Annotated in this window: 16 protein-coding genes and 1 pseudogene; 13 read left to right on the top strand and 4 right to left on the bottom strand. The window is 67.4% G+C overall.

Annotated features, from left to right (window positions below; translation table 11 throughout):
• Positions 1 to 223: 223 nt before the first annotated feature.
• Genes HS109_12460 through HS109_12445 form a run of 4 tightly spaced genes read right to left on the bottom strand, consistent with a single transcriptional unit; the run spans position 224 to position 4,270 of the window.
• Positions 224 to 1,294, bottom strand: coding sequence for an AbrB family transcriptional regulator (locus HS109_12460; protein MBE7523181.1), 1,071 nt, complete (start codon positions 1,292 to 1,294; stop codon positions 224 to 226).
• Complete coding sequence (locus HS109_12455; GenBank protein MBE7523180.1) at positions 1,294 to 2,802, bottom strand: tripartite tricarboxylate transporter permease; 1,509 nt, start codon at positions 2,800 to 2,802, stop codon at positions 1,294 to 1,296. The genes HS109_12460 and HS109_12455 overlap by 1 nt, the downstream gene beginning before the upstream one ends.
• Positions 2,802 to 3,281: a tripartite tricarboxylate transporter TctB family protein gene (locus HS109_12450; GenBank protein ID MBE7523179.1), complete on the bottom strand. Its 480-nt coding sequence runs from the start codon at positions 3,279 to 3,281 to the stop codon at positions 2,802 to 2,804. The genes HS109_12455 and HS109_12450 overlap by 1 nt, the downstream gene beginning before the upstream one ends.
• 20 nt (positions 3,282 to 3,301) lie before the next feature.
• The gene (locus HS109_12445) at positions 3,302 to 4,270 is read right to left on the bottom strand and encodes a tripartite tricarboxylate transporter substrate binding protein (protein MBE7523178.1); all 969 of its coding nucleotides are present in this window, start codon (positions 4,268 to 4,270) and stop codon (positions 3,302 to 3,304) included.
• A gap of 418 nt (positions 4,271 to 4,688) precedes the next feature.
• Here HS109_12445 and HS109_12440 point away from each other — a divergent pair, with 418 nt between their 5' ends.
• From HS109_12440 to HS109_12380, 13 genes and pseudogenes are all read left to right on the top strand, one after another.
• Positions 4,689 to 4,925, top strand: coding sequence for a universal stress protein (locus HS109_12440; GenBank protein MBE7523177.1), 237 nt, complete (start codon positions 4,689 to 4,691; stop codon positions 4,923 to 4,925).
• Positions 4,922 to 7,720, top strand: coding sequence for a cation-translocating P-type ATPase (locus HS109_12435; GenBank protein ID MBE7523176.1), 2,799 nt, complete (start codon positions 4,922 to 4,924; stop codon positions 7,718 to 7,720). Before HS109_12440 ends, HS109_12435 begins: the two co-directional genes overlap by 4 nt.
• Positions 7,721 to 7,810: 90 nt before the next feature.
• Positions 7,811 to 8,032, top strand: coding sequence for a hypothetical protein (locus HS109_12430; protein ID MBE7523175.1), 222 nt, complete (start codon positions 7,811 to 7,813; stop codon positions 8,030 to 8,032).
• A gap of 148 nt (positions 8,033 to 8,180) precedes the next feature.
• Positions 8,181 to 9,374: a Fic family protein gene (locus HS109_12425; GenBank protein ID MBE7523174.1), complete on the top strand. Its 1,194-nt coding sequence runs from the start codon at positions 8,181 to 8,183 to the stop codon at positions 9,372 to 9,374.
• A 124-nt stretch (positions 9,375 to 9,498) separates the two neighbouring features.
• Positions 9,499 to 11,478 carry an SAM-dependent DNA methyltransferase gene (locus tag HS109_12420; GenBank protein MBE7523173.1) on the top strand — a complete coding sequence of 660 codons (1,980 nt, stop codon included), beginning with the start codon at positions 9,499 to 9,501 and terminating at the stop codon, positions 11,476 to 11,478.
• 66 nt (positions 11,479 to 11,544) lie between these two features.
• Complete coding sequence (locus tag HS109_12415) at positions 11,545 to 12,591, top strand: ATP-binding protein (GenBank protein MBE7523172.1); 1,047 nt, start codon at positions 11,545 to 11,547, stop codon at positions 12,589 to 12,591.
• Between the two features lie 197 nt (positions 12,592 to 12,788).
• Entirely contained in the window at positions 12,789 to 12,983 is a 195-nt protein-coding gene (locus tag HS109_12410) for a hypothetical protein (protein MBE7523171.1), read from the top strand.
• 29 nt (positions 12,984 to 13,012) lie between these two features.
• Positions 13,013 to 14,809: a DUF262 domain-containing protein gene (locus HS109_12405; protein ID MBE7523170.1), complete on the top strand. Its 1,797-nt coding sequence runs from the start codon at positions 13,013 to 13,015 to the stop codon at positions 14,807 to 14,809.
• A complete protein-coding gene (locus HS109_12400; protein MBE7523169.1) occupies positions 14,809 to 16,275 on the top strand; it encodes a restriction endonuclease subunit S in 1,467 nt (488 codons plus the stop codon). The genes HS109_12405 and HS109_12400 overlap by 1 nt, the downstream gene beginning before the upstream one ends.
• A complete protein-coding gene (locus HS109_12395) occupies positions 16,272 to 16,913 on the top strand; it encodes a DUF4433 domain-containing protein (protein ID MBE7523168.1) in 642 nt (213 codons plus the stop codon). Before HS109_12400 ends, HS109_12395 begins: the two co-directional genes overlap by 4 nt.
• 20 nt (positions 16,914 to 16,933) lie before the next feature.
• Entirely contained in the window at positions 16,934 to 17,998 is a 1,065-nt protein-coding gene (locus tag HS109_12390) for a macro domain-containing protein (GenBank protein MBE7523167.1), read from the top strand.
• Positions 17,995 to 19,491: a putative DNA binding domain-containing protein gene (locus HS109_12385; GenBank protein MBE7523166.1), complete on the top strand. Its 1,497-nt coding sequence runs from the start codon at positions 17,995 to 17,997 to the stop codon at positions 19,489 to 19,491. Before HS109_12390 ends, HS109_12385 begins: the two co-directional genes overlap by 4 nt.
• Positions 19,492 to 19,621: 130 nt before the next feature.
• Positions 19,622 to 22,629 (top strand): annotated as a pseudogene (locus HS109_12380) (type I restriction endonuclease subunit R).
• The last annotated feature ends 168 nt before the right edge of the window (positions 22,630 to 22,797 follow it).

Genomic DNA, 22,797 nt, shown 5'->3' with positions numbered 1-22,797 from the left:
GCGGCATCGCCCGAATCTAGCACGCGAACGAACCGGCTACGGGAGCGCTGCGGCAGCGGCCCATTGGCCTGACCAATCGTGTCCGGCTCGTCTCGACCCGATTCGAGTTGGACGCCGCCCACGAGCGCGCGTTCCACTGAAACAGCAGGGTCAGACTCGACTCTTCGGACGCGCACCGAGCCGCGGATCCCGTCGACGAAAGGTCGAGTCTGACCCTGCTTCCCTACTTCTTCCGGCGCGCACGGACCCATTCGCGCACGTGCGGAAACAGGAGCGGCGTCAGGAGCAGGAGCGCCACCAGCCGCGTCACGTGGAATGCGGTCACGATCGGCACGCCCAGTTGCAGCACCTTGGCGGTGATGCACATCTCGGCGATGCCGCCGGGCGCGTTGCCGAGCACGAGCGTGGCCGGGTGCTGCCCCGAGAGCCATGCGAGAGCGCCGCCGAAGAGCGCGGCGAGCACGATCGACAGGAGCACGGTCGCCACGACCGCGGAGACGAAGCGCCGCGCGCCCAGCAGGAAGTCCGGCTCGAAGCGCGCGCCGAGCGCGCACCCGAGCAGCAGTTGTCCCAGTGCCGACACCGGCATCGGCAGCGACGACAGGTCGATCGTGGCCGCGGTGAGCGGGATCGACACCGCGAGCGAGCCCAGTACGAACGCGTTCGGCACACGCAGCCGCTGGAACACGAACCCGCCGGCGAGCGTCGCCGCCATCAGCAACGCGAACCCGGACGGGTCGAACGCAGTCGCGCCCGGAACGTAGAGGTCGTCGCCGTGGGCGCCGAGCGCGGTGATCGCCGCGGGCACGATGCCCACGACGATCAGGATGCGCAGGCTGTGCGCCGCCGCGATGCGGTCGATGCGCCCGCCGAACCGCTCCCCGAGGATCGACATCTCGGCGGCGCCACCCGGCACGCTCGCGAAGATGCCGGTGGTCCGGTCGAGCCCCGCGAGGCGCGCGAGCGCGACGCCCGTAACGTAGCCCAGCGCGAGCGCGAACAGCGCGCCCAGCGCGAGCATCCACGCGATGCCCGCGACCTCGCGTACCACCTGCGGCGTGAAGTACAGGCCGAGCGAGGTGCCGATGATCCACTGTCCGCCGTAGCGGAGCGCGACCGGCGTCTCGAGCGGCGCGCCGAACACGCGCAGGAACGCGACCGCGAACAGCGGTCCGAGCATCCAGGGGATCGGCGTCGCGAGCGCCGCGCACAACGCGCCCGCGGCCGTGGCGATCGCGAGCGTCGCCGCCCGGCGTCCCGCGCGCGCGAGGCGCCCGTTCGCCGGCTCGGACATCAGGTCGGGCGAGCGCTCCGCGCGCGTCGGACCCGGCGCCAGCGGGCGATCGCCGGCACGACGATGAGCGCGAGCGCGATGGCGAGGAGCGCAGCCGAGATCGGCCGCGTGACGAACACCGAGAAGTCGCTCTGGCTGATCTGCAGCGCACGGCGGAGTTCCGTGTCCGCGCGCGGTCCGAGGATCATGCCGACGAGGCAGGGCGCGACCGGGATGTCCCAGCGTTTCATCGCGTAGCCGATGAGCCCGAAGAACGCGAGCAGGAAGAGGTCGAACCAGGAGTTGCGCATGCCGTAGGCGCTGATCGTCGCGAACACGACGATGCCCGCATAGAGCATCGGCCGCGGGATCGACAGCAGGCGCGCCCACACGCCCGCCATCGGCAGGTTCAGCACCAGCAGCATCACGTTGCCGATGTAGAGGCTCGCGATCAGCGCCCACACGAGTTCGGCCTGCGTCGTGAAGAGGAGCGGCCCCGGCTGGATGCCGTACTGCTGGAAGCCCGTGAGGATGATCGCCGAGGTGGCCGAGGTCGGCAGCCCGAGCGTGAGCAGCGGAATGAGCGCGGCGGTCACCGCGGCGTTGTTCGCGGCCTCGGGTCCGGCCACGCCCTCGATCGCGCCCTCGCCGAACTTCTCCGGCCCCTTCGCGAGCTTCTTCTCGGTCGCGTAGGAGAGGAAGGTCGGGATCTCCGATCCTCCCGCGGGCATCGTGCCGAACGGAAAGCCGATCGCGGTGCCGCGCAGCCACGGCCCGATCGAGCGCCGGAAGTCGCGCGCGCTCATCCACAGCGAGCCCTTGATGCGCTCGACCGTCTCGACCAAGCGCCGGTCGTGGCTCGCGACGTAGAGCGTCTCGCCGATCGCGAACAGACCGACCGCGACGACGACCACATCGATGCCGTCGTAGAGCTCCTCGATGCCGAGCGCGAAGCGGATCTGGCCCGAGATGAGGTCGGTGCCGACGAGCCCGAGGTAGAGCCCGAGGAAGAGACTCGCGAAGCCGCGCAGCGCCGACTGGCCGAGCACCGCCGAGATCGTCATGAACGCGAGCACCATCAGCGAGAACTTCTCCGTCGGTCCGAACGACAGCCCCCACTCGGCGACCGGCGGGGCGACCAGCGTCACGAGGATCGTCGCGATCGTGCCCGCGACGAACGAGCCGATCGCCGCTGTCGCGAGCGCCGGCCCCGCGCGTCCGCGCTTCGCCATCGCGTTGCCTTCGAGCGAGGTCGCGATCGACGCGGATTCGCCCGGCGTGTTGAGCAGGATCGAGGTCGTCGAGCCGCCGTACATCGCGCCGTAGTAGACGCCGCAGAACATGATGAGCGCCGAAGTGGGCTCGAGCTTGGTCGTGAGCGGCAGGAGCAGCGCGATCGTCACCGCCGGCCCGACGCCGGGCAGCACGCCCACCGCGGTGCCGAGCAGGCACCCGATGAACGCCCACATCAGGTTCGTCGCGGTGGCCGCGATCTCGAGCCCGGTCAGCAGTCCCTCGAGGCCGTCCATCACACGATCCCGATCGGGCTCGCCGGAAGCGCGAGCCCCAGTACGCGGGTGAAGAACAGGAACACCGCCGCCGTCAGCACGAAGCCCACGATCGCGTCGAAGAGCAAGCGGCGGCTGCCGAAGCCGCGCGCGACCGCCATGAACAGGAGCGTCGAGGCGATCGTGAACCCGACCACGCCGATGATCGCCGTCTGCAGCGCGAGCCCCCAGGCGATCCAGAGGAACGACGGCGCGTGCAGCGGCTCGTCGGGCGGCGGCGGCATCTCGCGCCAGCCGCCGCTGAGCGCCTGGCGCAGGAGCAGGAGGCCGATCGCGAGGAGCCCGACGCCGACCACCAGCGGCGCGAAGCGCGGCCCGACCGCCGAGTAGCCGCCGTCGGTCGGAATGCTCCCGAGTTGCGCGAAGACCAAGAGCGCGAGGAGCACGATCGCGACCGAGATCGCGAGCGTGGCCCTGTCGACGCGCCGGCCGGCGGCCATCGCGCGGGCGCCGTCGAACGCTACTTCTTCGCGCCGAGGTGGAGCTGGTCGAGGATCGCGCCGATGCGCTTCGATTCGGATTCGACGAACGCGCCGAACGCGTCGCCGGTCAGCGTGAACGAGGTCCAGTCGAGCTTCTCGACCGCTTCCTTCCACTTGGCGTTGCCGATGCCCGCCTCGACCGCGGCGACGAGCGCCTTCTTCTGGTCGGCCGAGAGGCCAGGCGCGCCCCACACGCCGCGCCAGTTGACGAGTTCGACGGCGACGCCCTGCTCCTTCAGCGTCGGGATGTCGACGCCGGCGAGCCGCGCGCCCGACGACACCGCGATCGCGCGCACGCGACCGGCCTTGATGTGCTGCGCGAACTCGCCGATGCCCGAGATGCCGACCGCGATCTGCCCGCCCAGCACCGCCGCGACCGCTTCGGGTCCGCTCGTGAACGGCACGTAGTTCACCTTGGCCGGATCGACGCCCGCTTCCTTCGCGATCATCGCCGCGAGCAGGTGGTCGGTGCCGCCGGCCGAGCCGCCGGAGAAGCTCACCGCGCCCGGATTCGCCTTCAACGCGGCGACGAGGTCCTTCGCGTTCCTGATCGGCGACGACGCGCTGACGACGATCGCCTCGGCCTCGGCGGTGAGGCGCGCGATCGGCGTGACGTTCGCGAGCGTGACCGGGCTCTTGTTCATGTGCGTCGATCCGACCGTCACCATCCCGGCCACGATCAGCGCGTTGGGATCACCCTTGTTCGACGTGATGAACTGCGCGAGTCCGATCGCGCCGCCCGCGCCGCCCTTGTTCTCGTACTGGATGCTCTTCACCGCGCCCGCCGCCTGCATCGCAGCGCCCAGGTTGCGGCCGGTCTGGTCGAAGCCGCCGCCCGGGCCGGCGGGAATCATCATCTTCATCTGGTCGATCGCGTGCGCGGGGCCGGCGAACGCGAGGGCTGCGAGCGCGAAGAGCGCGGCGAAACGGGGGCGTGACGGGGTCATCGAACGTTCTCCGGGATGGGGGTGTCGCGGGCTACGCGGATCTCGGCCAGAGGCCATCGGGATGTGCCCGCGCGAGAGGGGCGCAATGACGATACCGCAAAGAGGCGGGGGCCGCACGGCAGCGCGAGCCCCGACGTCCCCGGTGCCCCGAAGCCTCGCCGAGCGCACCCCCTCGATCAGCCGCCCCGATCGAGTCCAGGCCCGCGAGGGCGATGCCGCGGCTCGCGACCCGGCCCCGTCGAGGCCGGCGGCGCGGGAGAGGTCCGGGGGACGACGATTCCTGACGCCTGCGAAATATACTTGGAGGTCGCGCTGCGGAGGGTGTCGTTCGGGTTCGTCGCCGCGGTGGCCAGGGTCGGGTTCCAGCCGGCCGTGAGTTGGTCGAAGGACGCAGAAGCTGACCGAGGTGGAAGTTGCGATGCGCTCGGACGGCGCTCAGCCGGCGCGGCGGTTAGCCGGCTGCGCACGGCGGTCGTCGAGGGCGCCCCCCTGGTTGCTGATCGTGGAGCAGGAACTGGAATGCGACTGTGACCTCGTGGTCGTCGACAAGCACGGCCGCCACGCGCGCGAGGACCTGCTGCTCGGCAGCACGACGCCCATGGTGATCGCCGAGAGCGGCGCCGACGTGCTGATGTCGTCGATGTGCGGCCAATGACGTCCGCGGCGGCGGACGTCCCGGTCTCCGACCCGTCGCTGGCGGACGCCGGCACGGTGGCCGCGAGCCTCGGCGTCGACCCGGCGCAGGGGCTCTCCTCCGCCGAGAGCGCGCGCCGGCGCGCCGCGCACGGCGCCAACGAGCTTCGTGCCTTGCCGCCGGTGCCGGCCTGGCGCCGGCTGCTCGCCCAGCTTCTCGACCCGCTGGTCGCGCTGCTCGCGGCGGCGATCGCGGTCTCGCTCGCCGCCTGGGCCATCGAGGGCGCGCGCGGCTGGCCGGTCGACGCGCTGGTGATCGCGCTCATCGTCGTGCTGAACGCCGTGCTCGGCTTCGTGCAGGAAGCGCGAGCCGGGAGCGCCGTCGCTGCGCTTTCGCGCGCCACGGCGGCGACTTCCGGCGTGCTGCGCGATGGCGCCGTGCAGCGCGTGCCGAGCAGCGAACTCGTCCCCGGCGACATCCTTCTGCTCTCTGAAGGCGACGCCGTGGGCGCCGACGCCCGGCTGCTGCGAGCCGCGGCGCTGCGCGTGCAGGAAGCCTCACTCACCGGCGAGAGCGAGGCCGTGAACAAGGATCCCGCCACGCTGGCCCAGCCGGCCGCGCTCGCCGAACGGACCAACATGGTGTTCAAGAGCACCGTGGTGACGCAGGGCAGCGGCCGCGCCGTGGTCACCGCCACCGGCATGGCCACCCAGGTCGGTTCGATCGCCACAATGCTCGAAGCGACCGTCGAGCCTCCGACGCCGCTGCAAGTCGAGATCGCTCGCGTCGGCCGCATGCTCGGCATCGCGGTGGTCGTGATCGCCTCCGTCGTGGTCGCCACCGTGCTGGCGCTGACCGACGTGCGCGGCGTCGGCGGCGTGGTCGAAGTGCTGCTCCTCGGCGTCTCACTGGCGGTGGCCGCGGTGCCCGAAGGGTTGCCGGCGATCCTGTCGCTGGTGCTCGCGCTCGGCGTGGAGCGCATGGCGCGACGCAATGCGGTGGTGAAGAAGCTGTCGTCGGTGGAGTCGCTGGGCGCGGCGTCGGCGATCTGCTCGGACAAGACCGGCACGCTGACCCGCTCGGAGATGACGATCCAGCGCATCGTCACCGCCGCCGGCACGGCGCGCGTCACCGGGGTCGGCTACGCGCCGGTGGGCCGCTTCGAGCAGGAGAACGGGCAGCCGCCGCACGCGGCGATGCGCGCGGAGCACCTGGTCGTGCTGGGCGGCGGCAGTCTCGCGGGCAACGCCACCCTGCGCGAAACCTCGCCCGGCGTCTGGGAGATCCAGGGCGACCCCACCGAGGCCGCCTTTCTGGTGGCCGAACGCAAGCTCGGGAGCCACGGGCGACGCGCGCGCCGGTTCGAACGCGTGCGCGAACTGCCGTTCACCTCCGAGCGCAAGATGATGTCGAGCATCGAGATCGACCACGAGCATGGCGACGCGCGCGTGCTGGTGTGCAAGGGCGCGCCCGACGTTCTGCTCGCGCGCTGCGCACGGCTGCGCGAGGGCGCGGCCGTGCGCCCGCTCGACGAGACGACGCGCGCGCGCATCCTCGCCGACGTCGACCGCCTGTCCGACGAGGCGATGCGCCCGCTGGCGGTGGCCTACCGGCCGCTCTCCGCCGGCGAGGACGAGGACGCGGGCGCGCTCGAGCGCGACCTGATCTTCGTCGGCACCGTGGGCATCATCGATCCGCCGCGCGAGGAGGCCGCGGCCGCCATCGCCGAGGCGCAGCGCGCCGGCATCCGCGTGATCATGATCACCGGCGACCACCCGCGCACCGCGGCCCGCATCGCCGCCGACCTCGGACTGGCCGCTCCCGGCGCGCGGGCGCTGTCCGGTTCCGAGCTGGACGCGATGGACGCGCGCGCGCTGGCCGTTGCGGTGCGGGAGCACTCGGTGTTCGCCCGGGTGGCACCGGCGCACAAGCTCCGCATCGTCGCGGCGCTCGAGGCCCGGGGTCACGTCGTCGCGATGACCGGCGACGGCGTCAACGACGCGCCGGCGCTGAAGGCGGCCGACATCGGCGTCGCGATGGGCATCACCGGCACCGAGGTCAGCAAGCAGGCGGCCAGGATGATCCTCGTCGACGACAACTTCGCGACCATCGTCGCCGCGGTGCGCGAAGGGCGCGCGATCGTCGACAACATCCGCACGTTCCTGCGCTACCTGCTGTCGTCGAACATGGGCGAGGTGCTGACGGTGTTCCTGGGCGTCGTCGGCGCCGGCGTGATCGGCCTTCGCCACGGCGGCGACGCCGTCGTCCTGCCGCTGCTCGCCACGCAGATCCTGTGGGTCAACCTGATCACCGATTCGGCGCCCGCGCTGGCGATGGGCGTCGACCCTCCGGCCGAGGACGTGATGGCCCGCCCGCCTCGCCGCGCGGGCGCGCGCGTGATCGACGCGCGCATGTGGGCGAGCGTGTTCGAGGTCGGGCTTCTGATGGCGCTCGTCTCGCTGTTGACCATCGACCTCTACCTGCCGGGCGGGCTCATCGACGGCGACCGGAGTCTCGCCAACGCGCGCACCGCCGGATTCACCGTGCTGGTGCTCGCGCAGTTGTTCAACGCGCTCGCCGCGCGCTCGGACACCGCGAGCGCGCGGCAGGGCCTCTTCGCCAACCGCTGGCTCTGGGGCGCGATCGCGCTGTCGCTCGTCCTGCAGGTCGCGGTGGTGCACGTGGGCGCGCTGAACGTCGCCTTCGGCACGGTCCCGCTCAGCCCGCAGCAGTGGCTCGTCTGCGCCGCGATGGCGAGCGCCGTGCTCTGGGTCACCGAGTTGCGCAAGCTGGCGTTCCGGCTGGCGCGGCGTTGACGGGCCCGGGGCGCCTTCACGCGCCGTCCGGGAACGGCTCCGATACCGCCCCGGGCTCCGGTGGATCTGCCTCCCCGTCGGGCTCGAGGCATGAAGCTCGTGCAGGAAGCTCTTGCGCGAACCCCGGGGCAGCCATCGCCGGATTTGTCCATTCCCATTCACGGCGTGAATGAAATTCATCCACGCCCTGTGGAGCCTCCGTCTTGGAACAACCGCGCATTTCTGGAGGCGCGCTCCACGAATGCACGGATGGCTCTGCGCCGACTCGACCCCGAGCTCACGCCGGTATCTGCCGAGGCCACGGCCCGCTGATCGACGATGCCGCCGCGGGCGGTGCCGGGTAACGCGGTCGCCCCAGGGACTCTCCGCAAACTAGAACAAGGCGCTCGACTTCCGTTCTTGCTAAAGACTGCCTATCATATGGGGCGATTCTGGCCCCCTACGAAAGGCAGCCATCCGGATGGCGACTGTCGGCGAAGCCTCGAACCGGGGTGGACGCTACATCACCCAGCCTACGGGTTATCGGGCGTTCGTGCCGGCACCCCTGCCGCCACAGCCCGCACTGGCGCTGGGCGGCGAGCTGCAGGGTCTGCTTTCCGCCGCCGACCGCGCGCTCGGTCGGCTCGACGGCTCGGTGCTCACCCTGCCGAACCCGGACCTCTTCGTCTTCATGTACGTGCGCAAGGAGGCAGTGCTCTCCAGCCAGATCGAGGGCACGCAGAGCTCCCTGCAGGACCTGCTCGCTGCCGAGGCGCAGCTCTTCGAACAGACCTTGCCGCGCGACGTGGACGAGGTGATCAACTACGTGCGCGCCATGAACCACGGCTTGGCTCGACTCGCCGAGCTGCCGGTTTCGGTGCGCCTGATCCGCGAGATCCATGCCGAGCTGATGCACGGCGTGCGCGGCGGCAGGCTGCAGCCCGGTGAACTGCGCACCAGCCAGAACTGGATCGGCCCCGCCGGCTGCACGCTGAACACCGCGACCTTCGTGCCGCCGCCGCACCACGCGGTGCCGGCGGCGCTGGAAGACCTGGAGACCTTCCTGCACGCGCACGACGAGCTGCCGCCGCTGGTGAAGATCGCCCTGGCCCACGTGCAGTTCGAGACTATTCATCCGTTCCTCGACGGCAACGGGCGCGTCGGGCGGCTGCTGATCACCTTCCTCCTGACCGAGCGCGGATTGCTGCAAAAGCCGGTGCTGTACCTGTCGCACTACTTCAAGCAGCACCGACAGACGTACTACGAACACCTGCAGACGGTGCGCACCCGGGGCGCGTGGGAAGCGTGGCTCGCGTTCTTCCTGCGCGGCGTGATCGAGGTGGCCGCCGAGGCGGCGGAGACGGCACGGCGGATCCTGCAACTGCGAGAGCAGCACCGCAGCGCGATCACGGCGCACCTCGGCCGCGCGGCCGGCAACGGCCACAAGGTGCTCGAATCGCTGTTCGACCGCCCGATCGTCGCGGTACGGGACGTGCAGAAACTGACCGGCACCACCTACGCTGCGGCCAACAGCCTCGTGTCCCGGCTGGTGAAGCTGGACGTGCTGAGCGAGATGACCGGGTACGCGCGGAATCGGCGCTTTCGCTTTGCGCCGTACATCGCGCTGTTCAACGAGGCGGCGCCTCCGGGCGGGGCTGCGAAGGCGCCCGAGTGAGAACAAGAGGACGTGTCATGGCGAGAACCCCCAACCAGGCGCGTCGCGATAGCGCCGCGAGCCGCCAACACGGGCAGCTGAGCTTCGACTTCGCTTGGCTGTGGCCGGGACCCGGGCGATAGACATGGAACCGACCCAACTCAACTGGATCGCCAACTTCATCTGGGGCATCGCCGACGACGTCCTGCGGGATCTCTATGTCCGCGGCAAGTATCGCGACGTGATCCTGCCGATGACCGTCCTGCGCCGGCTCGACGCGGTGCTGGAGCCCACCAAGCAGACCGTGCTCGACATGAAGGCCGCACTCGACAAGGCCGGGATCACCAATCAGGACCAGGCACTGCGCCAGGCCGCGGGCCAGGCCTTCTACAACACCTCGAAGTTCACGTTGCGCGACCTCAAGGCGCGCGCCAGCCAGCAACAGCTCAGGGCGGACTTCGAAGCCTACCTCGACGGCTTCTCGCCAAATGTGCAGGACATCCTCGAGAACTTCGAATTCCGCAACCAGATTCCGCGGCTCTCCAAGGCCGACGTGCTCGGCACGTTGATCGAGAAGCTGCTTTCGCCGGACATCAACCTCAGCCCCAATCCGGTGCTCAACGGCGATGGTTCCATCAAGCACCCCGGCCTCGACAACCACGGCATGGGCACGGTGTTCGAGGAGCTGGTCCGGCGCTTCAACGAAGAAAACAACGAAGAAGCCGGCGAGCACTGGACGCCGCGCGACGCCGTGAAGCTCATGGCGAAGCTGCTCTTTCTGCCGATCGCCGACGAGATCGAATCCGGCACCTACCTTCTCTACGACGCCGCATGCGGCACGGGCGGCATGCTGACAGTCGCCGAGGAAACGCTTCAGGAGCTTGCAAGGCAACACAGCAAGCAGGTGGCCACGCATCTCTACGGCCAAGAGATCAACGCCGAGACCTACGCCATCTGCAAGGCCGACCTGCTGCTCAAGGGCGAGGGCGATGCCGCGGACAACATCGTCGGCGGCCCGGAGCATTCCACGCTTGCCAACGACGCGTTCCCGTCGCGCGAGTTCGACTTCATGCTCAGCAACCCGCCCTACGGCAAGAGCTGGAAGAGCGACCTCGAGCGCATGGGCGGCAAGGACGGCATCAAGGACCCGCGCTTCGTCATCGAGCACGCCGGCGACCCCGAGTACTCGCTCGTCACCCGCTCGAGCGACGGCCAGATGCTGTTCCTGGCCAACATGCTCAGCAAGATGAAGCGGGCCACGAGGCTCGGCAGCCGCATCGCCGAGGTGCACAACGGCTCGTCGCTCTTCACCGGCGACGCCGGCCAGGGCGAGAGCAACATCCGCCGCTGGATCATCGAGAACGACTGGCTCGAAGCCATCGTCGCGCTGCCGCTCAACATGTTCTACAACACCGGCATCGCCACCTACATCTGGGTGCTCACCAACCGCAAGCCGGCGCACCGCAAGGGCAAGGTGCAGCTCATCGACGCCACGCAGTGGTTCAAGCCGCTGCGCAAGAACCTGGGCAAGAAGAACTGCGAGCTGTCGGACGACGACATCGCGCGCATCTGCGACGCGTTCCTCAAGTTCGAGGAGGCCGAGCAGTCGAAGATCTTTCCGAACGCCGCCTTCGGCTACTGGAAGGTGACCGTCGAGCGGCCGCTGCGCCTGAAGGGCATCGACCCCGAGCGCGCGTACTCGCCGAAGGAGATCAAGGCGCTCAAGGAGACCGCCGAGCGCGCCGACGACGCGCCGCCGGTCATCCGCAAGATCCACAAGAAGGGCACCGCCGCCGACCCGCTGCGCGGCTTGTTCGAGGCGACGATCGCCGGCAAGCCCGCGGTGGTCGAATACGAACCCGACCCGGATCTTCGCGACACCGAGCAAGTGCCACTGCTGGAAGACGGCGGCATCGAGGCCTTCCTGCGTCGCGAGGTGCTGCCCCACGCGCCCGATGCCTGGTACGTGCCCGGCAGCGTCAAGACCGGCTACGAAATCAGTTTCACGCGCTACTTCTACAAGCCGCAGCCGCTACGCACGCTGCAGGAGATCCGGGCCGACATCCTCGCGTTGGAGAAGGAGACCGAGGGGTTGCTGGGAGAGATCGTCGGGGGGGTGCGCTAGTTGCTCCGGTCCCCCATCGCCGTGATAGAGTTAAGCAAAGCTATCTGTGCTTAAGGTCGATTCCAAGTGAAAGAGGTTTCTAATCAACAGATTGCGGAGCATCTTAAGCGTCTGAATCCGTGGTGGCAGAGCACCCGGGCGGATGAGGCGACCTCCACGCTGCGCCCGCGCGCCTACCTCGAGCCCGTCCGGAAGCTCTTGCTGGATTCGGAACTGCGCCGTGCCGTGGTTCTCCTGGGGCCGCGCCGGGTGGGCAAGACGATCCTGATCCGCCACTTGATCAACCGGCTGCTCGATTCCGGGCTCGCAGGGCCGCGCGTCGGCTACGTGGAGATGGATCACCCGCTGCTGCACGGGCAGTCGCTCGAGACGCTCGTGCGGCAGATCGAAGCGGCGGCACCTGCTGGCGATGGCGTTCGCTATCTCTTCTTCGACGAAATCCAGTCGCACAAGGATTGGGAGAAATATCTGAAGGCGCTGGTCGATCATCGCCCCGACCTGCGCATCCTGGTGTCGGGCTCCGCCGCGGCGGCGCTCAAGCGCCAGAGCACCGAATCAGGCGCCGGACGTTTCACGGATTTTCTGCTTCCGCCGCTGACCTTCTCCGAATACCTGGAGCTGCGACCGGAACCGCCTGCCATTCGCGAAGAGCAGCCCGGCGAATACGTACTGGAAGACATCGAACGCCTGAACGCGCAGTTCGTCGAGTACGTGCACTTCGGCGGCTATCCCGAACTGGCGCTCTCGCCCACCGTGCGCGACAACCCGGAGCGCTTCGTCAAGTCCGACATCGTGGACAAAGTGCTCCTGCGCGACCTGCCGCAGCTCTACGGCATCAAGGACATCCAGGAACTCAACTCGTTGTTCACCCTGCTTGCCTTCAACACCGCCGAGGAAGTGTCGTTCGAGCAGCTCTCGCAGCGCAGCGGTGTCGGCAAACAGACGATCCAGCGCTACATCGAGTACTTCGAAGCGGCGTTCCTGCTCAAGCGCGTGTTTCGCGTCGATCAGGACGGCAAACGCTATCAACGCGAACGGCGCTTCAAGGTGTATCTGACCAACTCGGCCATGTACACCGGTCTGTTCGGCGCCAGGCGCCCGGACGACCCCTGAGTTCGGGCATCTGGTGGAAACGGCGCTGTTCGCGCAGCGCTTCCACGAGGATGTGCGAATCAACTATGCGCGCTGGGGCACGGACGACTCCGAGGTGGACCTGGTGGAGTCGCTGCCGACGTTGAAGCCGGTTACGGCGGTCGAGATCAAGTGGAGCGACAAGTACTCGGGCAAGCCCGAAGCCCTGAAAGGTCCTCATGAAGTTCGTGCGCGGCAACCGTCTCGCGGAGGCCTGGGTGACGACGCGCAGCACCTTCGGCAGGACGACGACGATCGACGGCGGCGAGTTGCGTCAGTGGCCAGCAGCCGTGTTGACTTTCCACTACGGCGTACGCGCCGTGCAGGGTCGCCTGAGCAAACACGCGGCGAGGATCAGGGGGATCGAAGCGTGAATAGAACTCTCGTGAGGCAGGACTGAACCATGTCCACGCAACGCTACTCCGTTACGCCGCACCCCATCGAGACGCTGCTCACCTGGGTGAAATCGGGCGAGATCGCCATCCCCGAAATCCAGCGCCCGTTCGTATGGGAGGCGACCAAGGTCCGCAACCTGCTCGACTCGCTCTACCAGGGCTACCCCGTCGGCTACCTGATCGCCTGGCGCAACCCCACCGTCAAGCTCAAGGACGGCACTTCGTCGGCCGGCAAGCGCATCCTGATCGACGGCCAGCAGCGGGTCACCGCCCTGATGGCGGCGCTGCTGGGCCGCGAGGTGCTGACCAAGGACTACGAGACCGTCCGCATCCGCATCGCCTTCCACCCGCAGGAGGAGCGCTTCGAAGTCGCCAACCCGGCCATCCGGAAGGACGTCGCGTGGATCGAGGACGTGGCCGAGGTCTTCGCGCCCGACGCGAGCCTGACCGAGCTGACCGACACCTACACCAAGAAGAACCCCGCCGCCGACCGCAAGCGCGTCTCGCGCGTGCTGGAGAAGCTGCGCAAGATCATCAACAACCACGTCGGCGTGATCGAGTTGGCCGACGACCTCGACATCGAGACCGTCACCGAGATCTTCATCCGCGTCAACTCGGCGGGCACTGAACTGTCACAGGCCGACTTCGCCATGTCGAAAATCGCCGTCAACGAGACCTACGGCGGCAACCTGCTGCGCAAGGCCATCGACTACTTCTGCCACCTGGCCGTGGCACCGGAGTTCCTCGCCCGCATCGAGAAAGGTGACAAGGCATTCGCCGCCTCCGAGTTCCTGCCGGCGATGCGCTGGCTCAAGGACGTCAACGACGACATCTACGACCCGACCTACACCGACATGCTCCGGGTGGCATTCACGTCCGAGTTCGGGCGCGGCAAGTTGCAGGACCTGGTGGCGCTGCTCTCGGGCCGCAACTTCGAGACCAAGCAGTTCGAGGAGGCGATCGCCGAGGCGTCCTTCGGCAAGCTGAAGCAGGGCGTGCTGGCCTTCATCAACAAGACCCACTTCGACCGCATCACGATGATCCTGCGCTCGGCGGGCTTCGTGACCAGCGACCTGATCGGCGGCCGCAACGCCGTCAACTTCGCCTACATCCTCTATCTGCGCGGGCGGGCCGAGGGCCTGCCCGCCGCCGATCTGGAACGACTGGTGCGCCGCTGGTACGCGATGTCCGTCCTCCGCAGCCGCTACACCGGCAGCCCGGAGACGACCTTCGACTTCGACATCCGACAAGTCGAGGCACGCGGGCTCGCCGCCTACGCCGACGCGGTGATCGAGAACGAACTGCCCGCGAGCTTCTGGACCGGCATGCTGCCGCAGCTCATGGATACCTCGTCGTCGAACAGCCCCTACTTCCTCTGCTACCAGGCGGCGCAGGTGAAGCTCGGCGACAAGGGCTTCCTCTCGCGCGACATCACCGTGCTCGACCTGCTGCTCAACCGCAGCGACGTGCACCACGTCTATCCGAAGAAGCACCTCAAGTCGCAGGGCCTCGCGCGCGGCCGCTACAACCAGATCGCCAACTTCGCGCTGGCGCAGAGCGAGATCAACATCGCCATCGGCGACAAGCCGCCCGGGAAATATTTCGCGGAGCTGGCCGAGCAGGTGAACGGTGGCAAGAAGAAGTACGGCGGCATCAACGACGAGGCGGACCTGCGGGCCAACTTGCGCGCAAGCTGCATCCCTGCGTCGCTGCTGGACGGCGCGATCCCAGACTACGACGACTTCCTCGAGGAGCGTCGCAAGTTCATGGCGATCAAGATCAAGACCTGGTTCGAGGCGCTGTGATGATCGACGGACTCAAGCCCTACCCCGCGATGAAGGACTCCGGCGTGCCGTGGTTGGGGCGGGTGCCGGAGCATTGGGAGGTGCGGCGGCTGGGAGCGTCCATCGATGGCTGTATCAATGGCGTTTGGGGCGACGAGCCCAATGGCGTTGACGATTTGCCGTGTGTGCGCGTCGCAGACTTCGATCGGACGCGCCTGAGAGTTCGTTTGAAGCGACCTACATTGCGCGCAGTTCCGGCGAGTGACCGCCTTCGGCGGTTGCTGAAAACGGGCGACCTATTGTTGGAGAAATCGGGTGGCGGAGACCTTCAGCCAGTCGGCGTGGTGATGCTTTACGACCACCCAGCGACCGCGGTGTGCTCGAATTTCGTGGCTCGTATGCCGGTTGCCCGCGGTTTTGATCCCGCGTACTTGACGTATCTGCATTCATACCTCTACGCGATCCGGCTAAACGTCCGTTCGATTAAGCAAACAACGGGGATACAGAACCTCGACTCCTCTCTGTACCTGAGTGAGGCGGTTGCGTTTCCGCCCCATCATGAACAAGCCGCCATCGTTCGCTTCCTCGACCACGCGGACCGGAGGATTCGGCGGTACATCCGTGTCAAGCAGAAGCTGATCAAGCTGATGGTGGAGCAGAAGCAGGCCATCATCCACCGCGCCGTCACCCGCGGCCTCGACGCCAACGTCCGCCTCAAACCCTCCGGCGTGGAGTGGCTGGGGGATGTGCCGGAGCATTGGGAGGTGCTGACCCTTCGGCGCGTCATCACCCGCGCAGTCGATGGGCCGCACCACTCTCCGCGCTACCTCGACAGCGGAATCCCGTTTCTGTCAGCCCGGAACATCAAGGCTGATCGTTGGAGCCTCAGCGATGCAAAGTACATCTCGGAGGCGGACTACGCGGAGTTCAGCAAACGCGTTGTACCTGAGCTGGGTGACGTTCTCTACACGAAAGGGGGCACGACGGGCGTTGCGCGTGCAGTCGACCTGCATTTCCGATTCCAAGTCTGGGTTCACGTGGCGGTCTTAAAGGTGAAGAGAAATAGGCTCCTACCCGAATACCTTGCGCTTGTCCTGAACTCTCCGCGTTGCTATGAGCAAGCGCAACTATTTACCCGTGGGGCAACCAACCAAGATCTCGGCCTTGGCCGAATGAAGGGCATTGTGTTCGCGCTACCTCCACTCTCGGAACAGGAGGAGCTTCTCAGGACGATTGAAGAACGGACCGGCGGTCTGAATGACGCGGCCGAGAAAGCCCGCCGCGAAATCGAGCTGCTGCGCGAGTATCGCGTGCGCCTGATCGCCGACGTCGTCACCGGTAAGCTCGACGTTCGCGAGGCTGCGGCGCGGCTGCCGCAGGAAGCCGAAGAGCTCGAACCGCTCGACGAAGCTGAAGCGCTCGGCGAGGCAGACGACGAATCCGCAGCCGACGACCTCGATCCGGCACCCGAGGAGGCCGAGGCGTGACCGTGCCGGCGCGGCCGAAGCTCTACCACATCGCGCACGTGGACCGGCTGCCGTCGATCGTGGCCGACCAGTGCCTCTGGTGCGATCGCGAAGTCGTTCGGCGAGCGCCAGCGGGCACCACGATCGGCATGAACAGCATCAAGCAGCGGCGGCTGAACGAATTGCGCCTGACCAGCCATCCGGCACTGTTCGTGGGCGATTGCGTGCCCTTCTACTTCTGCCCGCGGTCGGTCATGCTGTACTTGATCTATCGGGGCAATCACGCGGAGCTGAGCTACCGGGGCGGACAGGGGCTGATCGTTCACTTCGAAGCGGACCTCCACGCGGCGGTCGCCTGGGCCGATGCGCAGCCTCGCCGCTGGGCGTTCACGTTGTCGAACGCGGGCGCGCGGTACTTCGAGGACCGCAGCGACCTCGGCCAGTTGGGTGAGATCGACTGGAACGCCGTACAGGCCCGAGACTGGCGGCAATGCAAGGACGGCAAGCAGGCCGAGTTCCTGCTGGAACTGAGCTTCCCCTGGCATCTGGTGGAGCGCATCGGCGTGCAGTCGCGCGCGACCTACGCCGCGGCGGTCAGCGCGCTGGCGGCGCATGGACATAAGCCACCGGTCGAGATTCGGCCGGAGTGGTATTACTGACGACACACGAGGAGCCCGCCATGATCGAGTACCGCAGCGGCGACATCCTGAAGAGCGAGGCGGAAGCGCTCGTCAACACGGTCAACTGCGTGGGCGTGATGGGGCGCGGCATCGCGCTGCAGTTCAAGAACGCCTTCCCGGAGAACTTCAAGGCGTATGTCGCCGCGTGCAAGCGCGAGCAGGTGCAGCCGGGCCGCATGTTCGTCTTCGAGACCGGGCAGCTCACGCCGCCGCGCTACATCATCAACTTCCCCACCAAACGCCACTGGCGCGGCAAGAGCCGTATCGAGGACATCGACGCCGGCCTCACGGCGCTGATCGCGGAGATTCGAGCCCGGCGCATCCGCTCGATTGCGCTGCCGCCGCTCGGCAGCGGGCTGGGCGGTCTGGACTGGCGGGCCGAGGTGCGCCCGCGCATCGAGGCGGCACTGCGCCCGCTCGACGACGTGCAGGTCATCGTCTACGAACCCAATGGGGCGCCGGCGTCCGACACCATGCGCCATCCCCGCGAGGTGCCGAGGATGACGGCGGGGCGGGCGGCGCTGGTGGAGCTGATGCACCGTTATCTCGGCGGTTTGCTCGATCCCTTCGTCACGCTGCTCGAAGTGCACAAGCTGATGTACTTCCTGCAGGAGGCGGGCGAACCGCTGCGGTTGCGCTACAAGGCCGCGCCGTACGGCCCCTATGCCGAGAACCTGCGTCACGTGCTGCACGCGATCGAAGGGCACCTGATTGCCGGCTACGACGACGGCGGCGATGCGCCCGACAAGCCGTTGACGCTGGTCCCGGGCGCGGTGGAGGAAGCCGCAGCGTTTCTCGCCGAGCACAGACCGACGCGCGAACGCTTCGACCGGGTTGCGGCCCTGGCGGAAGGCTTCGAATCCCCGTTCGGCCTGGAGCTATTGTCTACCGTGCATTGGGTCATGCGCCACGAATCGGTGCGCTCGCTGCCCGACGTGGTCGCGCGGACCTACGCTTGGAACGACCGCAAGCGGCAGTTCACGCCGCGGCAGATCGGAATCGCAGTCGATGTGCTGGCGAGCAAGGGGTGGGTGGCGGCGTTGGCGGAGGAGGCCCCGGCGTGACCGGCGACCGCCCCGCGGCCTATCTGGCGAGCCTCGTCAACGAGCTCTGCGCTCTGCCGCGCGAGACGGAGTGGGCAGAGTTCAAGTTGAACGACGCCGAACCGCAGGCGATCGGCGAGTACATCTCGGCGCTCGCCAACGCGGCGGCGCTGGTGGGCAAGGCCTTCGCCTACATGCTCTGGGGTGTGCGGAACGAGGACCATTCGGTGGTGGGCACGAGCTTCGATCCGCGTGGGGCGCGCGTGGGCAACGAAGCGCTGGAGAACTGGCTGCTGCGTCTGCTGGAGCCCAAGATCGATTTCCGCTTCTTCCACGTCGCTATGGAGGATCGCCCGGTGGTCCTGCTGGAGATCCACCGCGCGGCTCGCCATCCGGTGGCGTTTGCCGGCGAGGAGTACATCCGCGTCGGCAGCTACAAGAAGAAGCTGAAGGACTTCCCCGAAAAGGAGCGGGCGCTGTGGCGCCTGTTCGACCGCACGCCATTCGAGGACGGCATCGCGAGTGAACGGACCAGCGCCGACGAGGTGCTGCGGCTGCTCGACTATCCCGCCTACTTCGATCTGCTCGAGCGTCCGCTGCCGGGGGAGCGTGAAGGCATCCTCGCCGCCCTGGCCGATGACCGCTTGATCCGCCGCAGCGATGCCGGCGGTTGGGACATCACGAACCTCGGGGCGATTCTTTTCGCCAAGCGACTGGATGGCCTCCATTCGATGCGTCGCAAGGCGGTGCGCGTCATCCAGTATCGTGGCACGGGTCGCGTGGAAACGCTGAAGGAGCAGATCGGCAGCAAGGGCTATGCGTGCGGTTTCGAGGGCCTGGTCGGCTACATCAACGGCCTGCTTCCAGCCAACGAGGTGATCCGCAAGGCGCTGCGCAAGAGCGTGCCGATGTACCCCGAACTGGCGGTGCGCGAGTTGGTGGCGAATGCGCTGATCCACCAGGATTTCTTCGTTACCGGCGCCGGGCCGATGGTGGAGATCTTCGGCGACCGCATCGAGATCACGAATCCGGGTGAGCCGCTCGTCGATACCCAGCGGTTCGTGGACACCCCGCCCAAGTCGCGTAACGAAACCCTCGCCTCGCTGATGCGCCGCTTCCGCATCTGCGAGGAGCGCGGCAGTGGAATCGACATGGTGGTGTTCCAGGTCGAGCTGTTCCAGTTGCCCGCGCCCTTGTTCGAGCAGCCGGAGGGCTTCACGCGGACGGTGCTGTTCGCGCATAAGCCGCTGACGGACATGGACCGGGCCGAGCGGGTGCGTGCGTGTTACCTGCATGCGTGCCTGCGCTACGTGATGCGACAGCCGATGACCAACACCACGCTTCGCGAGCGCTTCGGCATCGCGGAGAAGAACGCCTCCGTCGCTTCTCGGCTGCTCAATGAGGCGGTCGAGGCCGGCCGGATCGTGATCGAGGATCCCGAAGTGGGCACGCGAGCGCGAAGCTATTTGCCGTTCTGGGCGGTTGCTGGCCGACCGCAGGAGGCGAATGCTTGATGGGGACGCGACAGATCGGCGGCTCTGCTGCCCGGGAGGCCGGCAAACAGTTGATTTTCATGGAGTTTTGCGGGGCGCCGTTGCTTGATGGTTGCTTGATAGCCGTCTGTCCTCTTCCCGGGAGGATGACGTGACGACCGACACCTCCGAGCGCGGCCTGGAGCGCCTGATCTGCACGGCGCTGACCGGCGCGCCGTGCGATCCCGGCGTGCCGGCGAACAGGGTGCAGCAGCGCCCGGCGACCTACGCTGCGGGCTGGATCTGCGGCGCGCCGGAGGAATACGACCGCGAGTACTGCGTGGATCTCGCACAGCTCGCGACCTTCCTGCGCGAGACGCAGCCGGAGGTGTGCGAGGCGCTCGATCTCGGCACGGACGGCCCGACGCGGCGCAACTTCCTGGCTCGGCTGCAGGGCGAAACAGCCAAGCGCGGCACCATCGACGTGCTGCGCCACGGGCTCAAGCACGGGCCGCATCACATCGACCTCTTCTACGGCACGCCCTCGCCGGGCAACACGAAGGCGGCCGAGCGCTTTGCGGCCAACCGCTTCAGCGTGACGCGGCAGCTGCGCTACAGCCGCGACGAGACGCAGCGCGCGCTCGATCTGGGGCTGTTCATCAACGGCCTGCCGGTCGCGACGTTCGAGCTGAAGAACAGCCTGACCAAGCAGACGGTGGAAGACGCCGTCCAGCAGTACCAGCGCGACCGCGATCCGCGCGAGAAGCTCTTCGAGTTCGGGCGCTGCGTGGTGCACTTCGCCGTGGACGACCACGAGCTGCGCTTCTGCACGCATCTCAAGGGTAAGGGCTCGTGGTTCCTGCCGTTCAACCTGGGCTGGAACGACGGCGCAGGCAACCCGCCCAACCCGAACGGGCTGAAGACCGACTACCTGTGGAAGCGCGTCCTCACCCGCGCGGGCCTGACGGACATCCTCGAAAACTACGCGCAGGTCGTCGAGACGAAGGACGAGAAGACCGGCAAGAAGAAGGCGCTGCAGATCTGGCCGCGCTTTCACCAGCTCGACGTGGTGCGCCGGCTGCTCGCCGATGCGAAGGCGAACGGCGCGGGCCGGCGGTACCTCATCCAGCACTCGGCGGGCAGCGGCAAGTCGAACTCGATTGCCTGGCTGGCGCACCAGCTCATCGGCCTGACCAAAGACGAGTCGACGGTGTTCGACTCGATCATCGTCGTTACCGACCGGCGCATCCTCGACCAGCAGATCCGCGACACGATCAAGCAGTTCGCGCAGGTGGGCGCGACGGTCGGGCATGCCGAGCACTCGGGCGACCTGCGGAAGTTCATCGCCGAGGGCAAGAAGATCATCATCTCCACGGTGCAGAAGTTCCCGTTCATCCTCGACGAGATCGGCGCCGAGCACCGGGGGCGCAGGTTCGCCATCGTCATCGACGAGGCGCATTCGAGCCAGGGCGGGCGCACCTCGGCGGCGGTGTCGATGGCGCTCTCCGCGGCCGGGACCGAGGACGACGACGAGACGCTGGAGGACAGGATCAACCGGCTGATGGAGGCCAAGAAGCTACTGCCCAACGCGAGCTACTTCGCCTTCACCGCCACACCCAAGAACAAGACGCTGGAGATCTTCGGCGAACCCGATCCGCAGGCCGACGGCACGGTGAAGCACCGGCCGTTCCACAGCTACACGATGAAGCAGGCCATCCAGGAGGGCTTTATCCTGGACGTGCTCAAGCACTACACGCCGGTCGACAGCTACTACAAGCTCGTCAAGAAGGTCGAGGGCGACCCGGAGTTCGACACCAAGCGGGCGAAGAAGAAGCTGCGCCGCTACGTCGAGAGCCACGACCACGCGATCCGGCTCAAGGCCGAGATCATGGTGGACCACTTCCACGAGCAGGTGCTGGCGCTGAACAAGATCGGCGGTGAGGCGCGCGCGCGATGGTGGTGACGAGCGGCATCGAGCGCGCGATCCAGTACTTCCACGCCGTGCGCGACTACCTGGTCGAGCGCAAGAGCCCCTGCCGGCCGATCGTCGCCTTCTCCGGCGAGCACGAGTACGGCGGCGCAAAGGTGACGGAAGCGTCGCTCAACGGCTTTCCGTCGAGCCAGATCGCCGACAAGATCCAGCAGGACCCGTACCGCTTCCTGATCTGCGCGGACAAGTTCCAGACGGGCTACGACGAACCCCTGCTGCACACGATGTACGTCGACAAGCAGCTCTCGGGCATCAAGGCGGTGCAGACGCTCTCGCGCCTGAACCGCGCGCACCCGAAGAAGCACGACGTGTTCGTGCTCGACTTCATGAACGACGCGGACACGATCCAGCAGGCATTCGCCGACTACTACCGCACGACGATCCTCGCCGAGGAAACCGACCCGAACAAGCTGCACGACCTCAAGAGCGCGCTCGATGGCTACCAGGTCTATTCCGCCGCGCAGGTGGACGAGTTCGCCGCGCTATACCTCGGTGGCGCGGACCGTGATCGACTCGACCCGATTCTCGACGCCTGCGTCGCCGAATACCGCGAGCGGCTGGACGAGGACGGGCAGGTGGATTTCAAGGGCAAGGCCAAGGCGTTCCTGCGAACCTATGGGTTTCTCTCGTCGATCCTGCCGTACACGAACGCCGGGTGGGAGAAGCTCTCGATCTTCCTGACCTTTCTCGTGCCCAAGCTGCCGGCGCCGGTCGAGGAAGACCTCTCCAAGGGCATCCTCGAAGCGATCGACATGGACAGCTACCGCGTGGAGAAGCAGGCGGCGGCCAAGATCCAGCTACTCGACGCAGATGCGGAGATCGAGCCCGTGCCGACGACGGGCGGCGGCCGCAAGTCGGAGCCCGAGCTGGACCGGCTCTCGAACATCCTCAAGGCGTTCAACGACCAGTTCGGCAACATCCCCTGGTCCGACGCGGACCGCGTGCACAAGCTGATCACCGAGGACATTCCGAACCGGGTGGCTGCCGACAAGGCGTACCAGAATGCGCGCCAGAACTCGGACAAGCAGAACGCGCGTATCGAGCATGACAAGGCGTTGGCGCGTGTCATGACCGCCGTGCTGAAGGATGACACGGAGCTGTTCAAGCAGTTCATGGACAACGAGTCGTTCCGACGGTGGATGACGGATACGGTGTTCGGGCTGACGTACTCGGAAGATCGAGTGGGATAGCGCGCTGCGCTCGTCATTCGGTGTCGTGGTTTCGGATCCGTGTTTCTGTCGGTCCCGATCGCCGAGGCGAGCCGGGAACTGCGAGGGACGCGGGACACCACTCCCGCTTCGTGCCGTTGTTGCATCGCTGGCCTGACATTCCGCACATCGGCAGACGCGTTTGCGCTG

Source organism: Burkholderiales bacterium, assembly GCA_015075645.1.
In the GTDB taxonomy this organism is placed as follows: domain Bacteria; phylum Pseudomonadota; class Gammaproteobacteria; order Burkholderiales; family Casimicrobiaceae; genus VBCG01.
Note: the sequence above shows the minus strand (reverse complement) of the source record. Positions and strands in the feature narration are given on the sequence as shown.

Bases quoted from the DNA above. Each gene is read 5' to 3' on its own strand.
- HS109_12460 (MBE7523181.1), bottom strand. From the start codon at position 1,294: ATGTCCGAGCCGGCGAACGGGCGCCTCGCGCGCGCGGGACGCCGGGCG.
- HS109_12455 (MBE7523180.1), bottom strand. From the start codon at position 2,802: ATGGACGGCCTCGAGGGACTGCTGACCGGGCTCGAGATCGCGGCCACC.
- HS109_12450 (MBE7523179.1), bottom strand. From the start codon at position 3,281: ATGGCCGCCGGCCGGCGCGTCGACAGGGCCACGCTCGCGATCTCGGTC.
- HS109_12445 (MBE7523178.1), bottom strand. From the start codon at position 4,270: ATGACCCCGTCACGCCCCCGTTTCGCCGCGCTCTTCGCGCTCGCAGCC.
- HS109_12440 (MBE7523177.1), top strand. From the start codon at position 4,689: ATGCGCTCGGACGGCGCTCAGCCGGCGCGGCGGTTAGCCGGCTGCGCA.
- HS109_12435 (MBE7523176.1), top strand. From the start codon at position 4,922: ATGACGTCCGCGGCGGCGGACGTCCCGGTCTCCGACCCGTCGCTGGCG.
- HS109_12430 (MBE7523175.1), top strand. From the start codon at position 7,811: ATGAAGCTCGTGCAGGAAGCTCTTGCGCGAACCCCGGGGCAGCCATCG.
- HS109_12425 (MBE7523174.1), top strand. From the start codon at position 8,181: ATGGCGACTGTCGGCGAAGCCTCGAACCGGGGTGGACGCTACATCACC.
- HS109_12420 (MBE7523173.1), top strand. From the start codon at position 9,499: ATGGAACCGACCCAACTCAACTGGATCGCCAACTTCATCTGGGGCATC.
- HS109_12410 (MBE7523171.1), top strand. From the start codon at position 12,789: ATGAAGTTCGTGCGCGGCAACCGTCTCGCGGAGGCCTGGGTGACGACG.
- HS109_12405 (MBE7523170.1), top strand. From the start codon at position 13,013: ATGTCCACGCAACGCTACTCCGTTACGCCGCACCCCATCGAGACGCTG.
- HS109_12400 (MBE7523169.1), top strand. From the start codon at position 14,809: ATGATCGACGGACTCAAGCCCTACCCCGCGATGAAGGACTCCGGCGTG.
- HS109_12390 (MBE7523167.1), top strand. From the start codon at position 16,934: ATGATCGAGTACCGCAGCGGCGACATCCTGAAGAGCGAGGCGGAAGCG.